Annotated in this window: 12 protein-coding genes; 7 read left to right on the top strand and 5 right to left on the bottom strand. The window is 70.9% G+C overall.

All coding sequences use genetic code 11. From position 1 onward, the window contains the following. The 7 genes from ACFE86_RS18865 to fghA form a co-directional block, all read left to right on the top strand. Positions 1 to 770: cbb3-type cytochrome c oxidase subunit I (locus tag ACFE86_RS18865; protein WP_375456858.1), on the top strand; the 770-nt coding region annotated here is incomplete at its 5' end. Next, positions 767 to 1,390 (top strand): cytochrome o ubiquinol oxidase subunit III, encoded by a 624-nt coding sequence (cyoC, locus tag ACFE86_RS18860; RefSeq protein WP_375456857.1) that lies wholly within the window; start codon positions 767 to 769, stop codon positions 1,388 to 1,390. The genes ACFE86_RS18865 and cyoC, both read left to right, overlap by 4 nt. Continuing rightward, the gene (gene cyoD / locus ACFE86_RS18855; protein WP_375456856.1) at positions 1,387 to 1,803 is read left to right on the top strand and encodes a cytochrome o ubiquinol oxidase subunit IV; all 417 of its coding nucleotides are present in this window, start codon (positions 1,387 to 1,389) and stop codon (positions 1,801 to 1,803) included. Before cyoC ends, cyoD begins: the two co-directional genes overlap by 4 nt. A 47-nt stretch (positions 1,804 to 1,850) precedes the next feature. Further along, positions 1,851 to 2,537: an SURF1 family protein gene (locus tag ACFE86_RS18850; protein WP_375456855.1), complete on the top strand. Its 687-nt coding sequence runs from the start codon at positions 1,851 to 1,853 to the stop codon at positions 2,535 to 2,537. Between the two features lie 201 nt (positions 2,538 to 2,738). Beyond that, entirely contained in the window at positions 2,739 to 3,755 is a 1,017-nt protein-coding gene (locus ACFE86_RS18845; RefSeq protein ID WP_375456854.1) for an alpha/beta fold hydrolase, read from the top strand. Positions 3,756 to 3,944: 189 nt separating this feature from the next. After that, the gene (locus ACFE86_RS18840) at positions 3,945 to 5,078 is read left to right on the top strand and encodes an S-(hydroxymethyl)glutathione dehydrogenase/class III alcohol dehydrogenase (RefSeq protein WP_375456853.1); all 1,134 of its coding nucleotides are present in this window, start codon (positions 3,945 to 3,947) and stop codon (positions 5,076 to 5,078) included. 142 nt (positions 5,079 to 5,220) lie between these two features. Continuing rightward, a complete protein-coding gene (gene fghA, locus ACFE86_RS18835) occupies positions 5,221 to 6,054 on the top strand; it encodes an S-formylglutathione hydrolase (protein ID WP_375456852.1) in 834 nt (277 codons plus the stop codon). Positions 6,055 to 6,084: 30 nt separating this feature from the next. Here fghA and ACFE86_RS18830 read toward each other — a convergent pair whose 3' ends face one another. The 5 genes from ACFE86_RS18830 to ACFE86_RS18810 all read right to left on the bottom strand — a co-directional run. Then, complete coding sequence (locus ACFE86_RS18830) at positions 6,085 to 6,447, bottom strand: Rieske (2Fe-2S) protein (RefSeq protein ID WP_375456851.1); 363 nt, start codon at positions 6,445 to 6,447, stop codon at positions 6,085 to 6,087. Beyond that, positions 6,437 to 7,141, bottom strand: a complete 705-nt coding sequence (locus ACFE86_RS18825; RefSeq protein ID WP_375456850.1) for an ABC transporter ATP-binding protein — start codon at positions 7,139 to 7,141, stop codon at positions 6,437 to 6,439. The genes ACFE86_RS18830 and ACFE86_RS18825 overlap by 11 nt, the downstream gene beginning before the upstream one ends. After that, the gene (locus tag ACFE86_RS18820) at positions 7,134 to 7,961 is read right to left on the bottom strand and encodes an ABC transporter ATP-binding protein (protein ID WP_375456849.1); all 828 of its coding nucleotides are present in this window, start codon (positions 7,959 to 7,961) and stop codon (positions 7,134 to 7,136) included. Before ACFE86_RS18820 ends, ACFE86_RS18825 begins: the two co-directional genes overlap by 8 nt. Beyond that, a complete protein-coding gene (locus tag ACFE86_RS18815; protein ID WP_375456848.1) occupies positions 7,958 to 8,983 on the bottom strand; it encodes a branched-chain amino acid ABC transporter permease in 1,026 nt (341 codons plus the stop codon). The genes ACFE86_RS18820 and ACFE86_RS18815 overlap by 4 nt, the downstream gene beginning before the upstream one ends. After that, positions 8,980 to 9,747, bottom strand: a 768-nt coding sequence (locus tag ACFE86_RS18810) for a branched-chain amino acid ABC transporter permease (protein ID WP_375456847.1), incomplete at its 5' end; no start/stop codon positions are given. The genes ACFE86_RS18815 and ACFE86_RS18810, both read right to left, overlap by 4 nt.

Genomic DNA, 9,747 nt, shown 5'->3' with positions numbered 1-9,747 from the left:
CGGCCGACTTCGTGCTGCACAACTCGCTGTTCCTGATCGCCCACTTCCACAACGTCATCATCGGCGGCGTGCTGTTCGGGATGTTCGCCGGCGTGAACTACTGGTTCCCGAAGGCGTTCGGGTTCAAGCTCGACGCGTTCTGGGGGAAGATGTCGTTCTGGTTCTGGACGGTGGGCTTCTACGTCGCCTTCATGCCGCTCTACGTGCTCGGCCTGATGGGCGTGACGCGGCGCGCACAGCACTTCGACGACCCGTCCCTTCAGGTCTGGTTCGTGGTCGCGGCCTTCGGCGCCGTGCTGATCCTGTGCGGCATCCTCTCGATGGTCGTGCAGTTCGTGGTCTCGATCCGCAACCGCGAGCAGCTTCGCGACCTCACCGGCGACCCGTGGAACGGCCGGACGCTGGAATGGTCGACCGCCTCGCCGCCGCCCGACTACAACTTCGCCTTCACGCCGGTCATCCACGACCTCGACGCGTGGTCCGACATGAAGAAGCGCGGCTATGCCCGTCCGCTCCAGGGCTACAGGGCGATCCACATGCCGAAGAACACCGCCACCGGCATCATCCTCGGCGTGCTCACCATCGGGTTCTCGTTCGCGATGATCTGGTACATCTGGTGGCTGGCCGCCGCGGCCTTCCTGGCGATGTTCCTCGTCACGGTAGCCCACACCTTCAACTACAACCGCGACGTCGACATCCCGGCCGACGTCGTCCTCCGCTCCGAGGGGCAGCGGACGCGCATGATGGCGGCGGCGGGCCTGGTCCGATGATGCACACCGAGACGGCACCGCCCGGAACGGCCCCCGTCTTCCACGCGGAGGAGGAGCACGCCCACGAGACCGGGACGATGCTCGGCTTCTGGATGTACCTGATGAGCGATTGCCTCATCTTCGCCGTGCTGTTTGCCACCTACGGGGTGCTGGGCCGGAACTACGCGGCCGGCCCTTCGCCGCGCGACCTGTTCGAGTTGCCGGTCGTGGCGCTCAACACGTCGATGCTGCTCCTGTCCTCCATCACCTACGGCTTCGCGATGCTGGAGATGGAGCGGGACAACGCGCGGGTCATGCAGATCTGGCTCGCCGTGACCGGCCTGTTCGGGGCGGCCTTCATCGGCATCGAGATGTGGGAGTTCGCGCACCTGATCCACGAGGGCGCGACGCCCCAGCGCAGCGCCTTCCTGTCCGCGTTCTTCGCCCTCGTCGGGACGCACGGCCTGCACGTCTCGCTCGGGCTGGTCTGGCTCGCCGTGCTGATGGTCCAGACCGCCCAGCGCGGATTGATCGTCGAGAACAAGCGCCGGCTGATGTGCCTGTCGATGTTCTGGCACTTCCTCGACGTGATCTGGATCGGGGTGTTCACCTTCGTCTACCTGATGGGAGTGCTGCAATGAGTTCGGCGATCGAGGCGGGCCGCCCACGGGCGCACGACGGCCACGCCCATGCGCACGACGGCCACGCCCATGCGCAGGGCGTCCACGGCTCGTTCAGGGGCTACGTGACCGGCTTCGTCCTGTCGGTGGTCCTGACGGCGATCCCGTTCTGGCTGGTGATGGGCAACGTGCTCGGCAACGCCGTCCACACCACCCTGGTGATCATGACGCTCGCGGTCGTACAGATCGTGGTCCACATGGTCTACTTCCTGCACATGAACACGACGTCGGAGGGCGGATGGACGATCCTGGCCCTGATCTTCACGCTGACCCTCGTCGTGATCACGCTGACCGGCTCGATCTGGGTGATGTACCACCTCAACGCCAACATGATGCCGATGTCGGCCCACGACCTCATGCACCACCAGCCCTGAGAACCTGGAGCCCCAGCGTCCTCGCCTTCAACCTCGCGGCGGCGCTCGTGGTCGCCGGGCTCCTCGCCCTCGGCACGTGGCAGGTCCAGCGCCGGATCTGGAAGCTCGACCTGATCGAACGGGTCGAGGCGCGGGTGCGTGCCCCGCCCGCGGCCGCGCCGGGGCCGGCGGACTGGCCCGGCATCGCCGGCGCGGCCGACGCCTACCGCCGCGTCCGCCTGGACGGACGCTTCCTCCACGACCGAACGACGCTGGTGCAGGCCGTGACCGCGCTCGGCGGCGGCTTCTGGGTGATGACGCCGCTCCGGACGGCCGACGGGTCCGCGGTCCTGGTCAACCGCGGCTTCGTGCCGGCGGACCGGCGCGACCCGGCCGGATGGCGCCGTCCGGCGGGCGACGTCCCGGTGACCGGCCTCCTGCGCATCACCGAGCCCGGGGGCGCCTTCCTGCGCAGCAACGATCCCGGGGCCGACCGCTGGTATTCGCGCGACGTCGCCGCCATCGCCGCGGCGCGCGGGCTGACCGGGGCGGCGCCGTACTTCGTCGATGCCGACGCCGCGCCCGACCGCGACGGCCTGCCGGTCGGCGGCCTGACGGTCGTCGCCTTCCGCAACGACCACCTCGTCTACGCGATCACGTGGTACGCGCTCGCCGCGATGACGCTCGCAGCGGCGGCCTACGCGAACGTCGAGCGCCGGCGGAAGGCCCGGACGGCGCGGGACGGGACGGCGTAGGGTCCGCGCCCCGGCACGGATCGTGCAAAAACGCTCGGGCGCATGTCGAGGGGGCTGCATGACGGCGGCACGGGAACGGATTCCGACGGGGCAGGACCTGCGCGGCCTCTCGCAGCGACGCGAGGCGATCCGCGCGCGGCTCGCACACCGGTGGCACGGCCACGGCCGCCGGCACGTCGGCCTCGTGCGGACGCCGCGCCCGTGAACTGGCCTGCCGCATCCGGCACCTTCGCCTTCGGGGACCTCGTCCTCCATTCGGGTGCAATCCTCCCCGATGCGCGCCTGAGCTGGAAGACCCACGGGACGCTGTCGCCGGCGCGCGACAACGTCGTGCTCTACCCGACGAGCTATGGGGCGCAGCACCCCGACCTCGAATGGCTGATCGGGCCTGACGGCGTGCTCGATCCCGGGCGCTGGTTCGTCGTCATCCCCGATATGTTCGGCAACGGGCTCTCCTCCAGCCCGTCCAACACGCCCGGCTGGCCCGGCCTCGTGACCGCGTGGGACAACGTCCACGCGCAGAGGCGCCTGCTGTCCGAGCTCTGGGGCATCGGGCGGCTGCACGCGGTCTACGGTTGGTCGATGGGCGCGCAGCAGGCCTATCACTGGGCGGCTTTGTTCCCGGACGCGGTGGCGCGGGCGATCGTGGTCTGCGGCAGCGCCCGCACCGCGGTCCACAACCGCGTCTTCCTGAAGGGCCAGATGGCGGTGCTGGAGGCGGCTCCCGAGCATCGCGGCGACGGCCGCTTCGTCGCCCAGCCGGACGCGGCGTTGCGCGCCTTCGGGCGCATCTATGCCGGCTGGGCCTTGAGCCAGGACTTCTACCGCGCGAACCTGCACGAGACGGCCCTCGGCGCGCCCGACCTCGACACGTTCCTGCGCACCGACTGGGAAGAGCGTTTTGCCCGCCGCGACGCGGGCGACCTCCACGCCCAGCTCCGCACCTGGGATGCCGGCGACATCGCCTCCGACGCCCGCTACGGCGGCGACCTCGCGAAGGCGCTCGGCGCAATCACGGCCCGCGTGCTCCTGATGCCAGGCGAGACCGACCTGTACTTCCGCGTCGCCGACAACGCCGCCGAACTGCCGCACCTGCACCGGGCCGAACTCAGGCCGATCCCGAGCCTCTGGGGCCACCGCGCCGGCAACCCGAGCGTCATCCCGGCCGATGCGGCGTTCCTGAAGCAGGCCGTGCGGGGCTGGCTCGACGCGGACTGATCCATCGGCGGCACGAGCCACGTCCGAGGGAATCGCGCCGTGCGAATTGGCGGTTGCATCCGCCCGTCAGAACCAGCATCAGGCATCGGAGTTTCGGGCCGTTCGGATCGCCGCCGCCGTGGTGGAGCGAACCGAAGCGCCGTCGCCGACCGACGCCGTCCGATATCGTCCAGGCAGGAGGAGCCCGACATGAAGACGCGCGCAGCCGTGGCGTGGGAGGCGAAGAAGCCGCTCACCATCGAGACCATCGACATCGAGGGCCCCAAAGCCGGCGAGGTGCTCGTCGAGGTGATGGCCACCGGCATCTGCCACACCGACGCCTACACCCTCTCGGGCCTCGATTCGGAGGGCAAGTTCCCGGCGATCCTCGGCCACGAGGGCGCGGGCATCGTGCGCGAGGTCGGCGCCGGCGTCACGGGGCTGAAGCCCGGCGACCACGTCATCCCGCTCTACACGCCGGAATGCCGCAACTGTAAGTCCTGCCTGTCGCAGCGCACCAACCTCTGCACCGCGATCCGCGCGACGCAAGGCCAGGGCGTGATGCCGGACGGCACCAGCCGCTTCACCTGCACGCCGACCGGCGGCAGCCCGGGCGCGAACACCGTCTACCACTACATGGGCTGCTCGACGTTCTCGAACTTCACGGTGCTGCCGGCGATCGCGCTGGCGAAGATCCGCGAGGACGCGCCCTTCGACAAGGTCTGCTACATCGGCTGCGGCGTCACCACCGGCATCGGCGCGGTGATCTACACGGCCAAGGTCTGGCCCGGCGCCAACGTCGTGGTGTTCGGGCTCGGCGGCATCGGCCTCAACGTGCTCCAGGCCGCCCGGATGGTCGGCGCCGACAAGATCATCGGCGTGGACATCAACCCGGCCAAGCAGGCCATGGCCGAGAAGTTCGGCATGACGCACTTCGTCAACCCGAAGGAGGTCGGCAACGACAAGGTCGTGCAGGCGCTCGTCGACCTCACCGGGGGCGGGGCGGACTTCTCGTTCGACTGCACCGGCAACGTCGCCGTGATGCGCCAGGCGCTCGAATGCTGCCACCGCGGCTGGGGCGAATCGATCGTCATCGGCGTGGCGGAAGCCGGCCGCGAGATCGCCACGCGCCCGTTCCAGCTCGTCACCGGCCGCGTGTGGAAGGGCTCGGCCTTCGGCGGCGCCAGGGGCCGCACCGACGTGCCGAAGATCGTGGACTGGTACATGGAGGGCAAGATCAACATCGACGACCTGATCACCCACACCATGCCGCTCGACGAGATCAACCACGGCTTCGAGCTGATGCACGAGGGCAAGTCGATCCGCTCGGTGGTGCTGTACTGAGACCGGATCGCGCTCTCCCTCCCCCCTCTGCGGGGGAGGGAAGAGCCCGCACCGACGTCTTCCCGATGATCTGAAACCGATATCCCGGCTGCGCGCCGGCTCCCCGCCGGAAACGCGTCGCCGAGCCCCAGGAGATCGCCGCATGGACACCGTCTCGAAGGCCCTCGCGCATGGCGGCGTCCAGGGCGTGTACCGGCACGAGGCCGCGACCACCGGGTGCGCGATGACCTTCGCGGTGTTCGTGCCGCCGCAGGCGGCGTCCGGCCCCGTGCCGGTGCTGTGGTACCTCTCCGGGCTGACCTGCACCCACGCCAACGTGATGGACAAGGGCGAGTACCGGCAGGCGGCCGCCCGCCACGGCGTGATCGTCGTGGCGCCGGACACTAGCCCGCGCGGCGAAGAGATTCCCGACGAGGCGGGCAACTGGCAGTTCGGCTCGGGCGCCGGCTTCTACCTCGACGCGACGCAGCCGCCCTACGACAGGAACTACCGGATGGGGAGCTACGTCGCCGAGGAGCTGCCGGCGCTGGTGGCGGCCAACTTCCCCGCCGACATGAGCCGGCAAGGCATCTTCGGCCATTCTATGGGCGGGCACGGCGCGCTGACGCTCGCACTGCGCAACCCCGGCCGCTACCGGTCCTGCTCCGCCTTCGCGCCGATCGTCCAGCCCTCCACCGCCGGCTGGTCGAGGCCGGCCTTCGCGAAGTATCTCGGCGCGGACGAGGCCGCGTGGCGCGCTCACGACGCCACGGCGCTGATCGCGGACGGGCACCGCTTCCCCGAATTCCTCGTCGACCAGGGCACCGCCGACAGCTTCCTGCAGGACGGCCTGCGGCCGTGGCTGCTCGAGGCGGCGTGCAAGGAGGCCGGCATCGCCCTGACGCTGAACATGCGCGCGGGCTACGACCACTCCTACTTCTTCATCTCCAGCTTCATGGACGACCACATCGCCTGGGCCGCCGAGCGGATGCGCTGATCGGCGAACGGGTTCGACGGCGTCCGGCGCTCAAGCCCCGGCCTCGCCGGGCACCGCGACGAGGATGTCGGGTCCGGCGATCCGGGCCGGGTAGATGCGCAGGGCCCGGAAATCCCAGCCCGGCGAGACCGTGCCCGCGGGCAGGTCGAACCACGCGCGGTGGCGCGGGCAGAACAGCCGGCCGTGCGCGCAGCGGCCATGCGCGAGGTCGGCGCCCTCGTGCGGGCAGGCGCGCTCCGCCGCGACGACCCGCCCACCGCTCCGGACGAGGACGAGGTGCAGGCCCGCGACCACCACCGGGACGATGGCGCCGCCGTCGAGGGCCTCGCGCCGACAGGCGCGGAGCCAGCGTTCCGGTGCCGTCCCGCGCGCGGGCGCGGCCTCAGCCGCCAAGATAGGCGTTCCGGACATGCGGGTCGGCGATCAGGGCGGCACCGGTGCCGGCGAGCACGATGCGGCCGGTCTCCAGCAGGTAGGCGTAATCGCACAGTTCGAGGGCGGCGAAGGCGTTCTGCTCCACCAGCAGCACGGTCGTGCCCGCGTCGCAGATCGCGCGGATCACCGAGAACATCCGCTCGACGATGTTGGGCGCAAGCCCCAGCGACGGCTCGTCGAACAGCACGAGCCTCGGCCGCGCCATCAGCGCCCGGCCGATCGCCAGCATCTGCTGCTCGCCCCCCGACAGGGTGCCCGCGGCCTGGGCGCGGCGCTCGGCGAGGCGGGGAAACTCGCCGTAGATCCGCGCGAGGTCGGCACCGATGCCGGCCTTGTCGCGCCGGAGATAGGCGCCCATCGCGAGGTTCTCGGCGACGCTCATCTGCGGGAAGACCCGGCGGCCTTCCGGGCAATGCGCGATGCCGTGGGCGAGCACCCGGCGGGGATCGGCCCCGGTGATGTCGCGGCCTTCGAGCGAGATCGTGCCGGAGCGCGCCGGCACGAGGCCGGAGACCGCCCGCAGGGTCGTGGACTTGCCGGCGCCGTTGGCGCCGACCAGCGCCACGAGCTGGCCCGCGCGCACCGCGATGGTGACGCCCTTCAGGGCCGTGACGTGGCCGTAGCCGCAGACGAGGTCGCGGATCTCAAGCATCGCTCGTCTCCGGTGCCGAGGCCGCCCGGCGCGCGGCCTCGCGCGCCGCGCTGCCCTGGCCGAGATAGGCCTCGATCACCGCCGGATCGCTGCGGATCGCGGCGGGTGGCCCCTGCGCGATCAGGCGTCCGTGGTTCAGCACGGCGATGCGGTCGGAAACCGCCATCACCATCGGCATGTCGTGCTCCACCAGCAGGATCGTGACGCCGCGGTCGCGAATCGCGCGGATCAGGCGCACGAAAACCTGCGTCTCGGACGCGTTCATGCCCGAGACCGGCTCGTCGAGGAGCAGCATCGCCGGTTCGCCGGCGAGCGCCAGGGCGACGCCGACGAGGCGCTGCTCGCCGTAGGACAGCGCGCCCGCCTTCTCCCCGGCGCGGGCGGCGAGGCCGACCCGGTCGAGGAGGTCGAGCGCGCGCGCGCGCAGGCGGCGCTCCGCGGCGGCGTCGCGCCCGAGCACGGCGTCGAGCAGGCCGGGGCGGGGCTCCGACGAGCCGCGCCGGTGCAGGCCGATCATCACGTTGTCGAACACCGTGTCGTCCGGGAACACGCTGGTGCGCTGGAAGGTGCGGGCGAGCCCGAGCCGGGCGATCGCGTGGGGCTGGAGGCCGCCCAGGGCGGTGCCGCGGAAGCGCACCTGCCCCCGGCTCGGCTTGAGGAAGCCCGTCATCACGTTGAAGGCGGTGGTCTTGCCGGCCCCGTTCGGGCCGATCAGGCTGACGATCTCGCCCTCCGCCACGTCGAAATGCAGGTCGGCGACGGCGACGAGGCCGCCGAAGCGCACCCCGACGTGATCGACGGACAGGATCGGCGCGCTCACGGCCGCACCTCAGCGGGAACCGCGGCCGGAGCGGCCGCGGGCGGGCGCCGGAGCCGGGCGAGGCCGGGGACGATACCCTTCGGCATGACGAACAGAAGCGCGATCAGCACGAGGCCGTAGACCATCCACTGCGCCTCCGGGGCCATCACCGGGCGGAGCGCCACCGGCAGCATCCCGAAGATCAGGCCGCCGACCACTGGCCCGAGCAGCGTGCCCTTGCCGCCGCCGACCACCATGATCACCATCGTCACGGTGGTGGAGAACTGGAACACGTCCGGGTCGATGATGCGCAGGTAATGCGCGTAGAGGCTGCCGGCGGCGCCCGCCATCGCCGCCGAGATCACCGCGGCGATCGTCAGCGTCCGGGTGGCGTCGATGCCCACCGAGAGCGCGAGCGACTCGTTCTCCTTCAGGCCTCGCATCGCCCGCCCGAAGCGCGAGCCGACGAGGCAAGCGATAATCAGGTAGCACAGCGTACCGACCGCCAGCACGAGGTAGTAGTTCTGCAGCTTGGTCCTCAGCGTCCAGGTGCCGAGCCCCGGCAGGCCGAGGGTGAAGGCCGGGATGCCGGTCAGCGCCAGCGGCCCCTGGGTCAGCTCCACCCAGTTCAGCGCCACGAGCCGCACGACCTCGGCGAACGAGATCGTCACGATGACGAAGTAGGCGCCGCGCACCCTGAACGAGAGCCGCCCGACGAGCCAGCCGCAGGCGCCGGCTGCGAGGATCGCCAGGGGAAAGCCGAGCGCCGCCGGCCAGGGCTCGTGCACGATCCGCAGGCCGAAGCCGAGCTCGACGTCGAAGCCGAGGCTCGTCAGCGCGCTGACGTAGGCGCCGATGCCGAAGAAGGCGATGTGGCCGAGGCTGAGCTGCCCGGTGAAGCCGAGCAGCAGGTTGAGGCTCATCGCGGCGACGATCAGGATGCCGGTCGTGATCAGCGCGTTGAGGAGGTAGGGGTTGGGGCCGAGCGCCAGCGGCAGCAGGCCGAGGCCGGCGAGCAGCGCCAGGGGGGCGAGGCGGCTCATCCGATGCGCTCCGCCTTCGCGAACAGCCCGGTCGGTCGGAGCACCAGCACCGCGATGATGATGAGGAAACCCATCGCGTCGCGATAGCCCGACGAGATGTAGCCGGCGCCGAGTTCCTCGGCGAGCGCGAGGATGAAGCCGCCGATCGCCGCGCCGGTGACGTTGCCGAGCCCGCCGAGGATGACGATGGCGAAGGCCTTCAGTTCGGCCATCCCGCCCATCTGCGGGAACACCACGTAGACCGGGCCGAGGAGCGCGCCGGCGGCGGCGGCGAGGCTCGACCCCACGGCGAAGGTCGCGGTGTAGATCAGCCGCACGTTGACGCCCATCAGCGCGGCGGTGTCGTGGTCCTGGAACGTCGCGCGCATGGCGAGCCCGAGGCGCGTGCGGTTGATCAGCAGGTAGGTCGCCGCGATCAGCGCCAGCGCCGCGCCGAGGACGAACACGCGCAGCCACGACACCGAGACCGGCCCGATCTGGAGCGGAGTCTCGGGGAACGGCGTCGGGATCGCCTTGGCGACGCCGCCGAACAGCCACAGCGTGCCCGATTGCAGCACGATGCCGGCGCCGATCATCGCCAGCATGGTGGTGTCGATGTCCGAGCCGCGCAACGGCCGCAGCAGCACCAGCTCGATCGCCGCCCCGAGGACGAGCCCGCCGAGGATCGCCACCGGCAGCGCCAGGAAGAAGTTCAGCCCGAGCGCGGCCACCGCGAGGTAGGTGAGGTAGGCGCCGACCGTGTAGAGCGCGCCGTGGGTGAAGTT

It is taken from the genome of uncultured Methylobacterium sp. (genome assembly GCF_964244095.1).
Lineage (GTDB): Bacteria > Pseudomonadota > Alphaproteobacteria > Rhizobiales > Beijerinckiaceae > Methylobacterium.
Note: the sequence above shows the minus strand (reverse complement) of the source record. Positions and strands in the feature narration are given on the sequence as shown.

Excerpts from the sequence above, each read along its gene's own strand:
- ACFE86_RS18815 (WP_375456848.1), bottom strand. The coding sequence starts at position 8,983 with ATGAGCCGCCTCGCCCCCCTGGCGCTGCTCGCCGGCCTCGGCCTGCTG.
- fghA (WP_375456852.1), top strand. The coding sequence starts at position 5,221 with ATGGACACCGTCTCGAAGGCCCTCGCGCATGGCGGCGTCCAGGGCGTG.
- cyoC (WP_375456857.1), top strand. The coding sequence starts at position 767 with ATGATGCACACCGAGACGGCACCGCCCGGAACGGCCCCCGTCTTCCAC.
- ACFE86_RS18825 (WP_375456850.1), bottom strand. The coding sequence starts at position 7,141 with ATGCTTGAGATCCGCGACCTCGTCTGCGGCTACGGCCACGTCACGGCC.
- cyoD (WP_375456856.1), top strand. The coding sequence starts at position 1,387 with ATGAGTTCGGCGATCGAGGCGGGCCGCCCACGGGCGCACGACGGCCAC.
- ACFE86_RS18840 (WP_375456853.1), top strand. The coding sequence starts at position 3,945 with ATGAAGACGCGCGCAGCCGTGGCGTGGGAGGCGAAGAAGCCGCTCACC.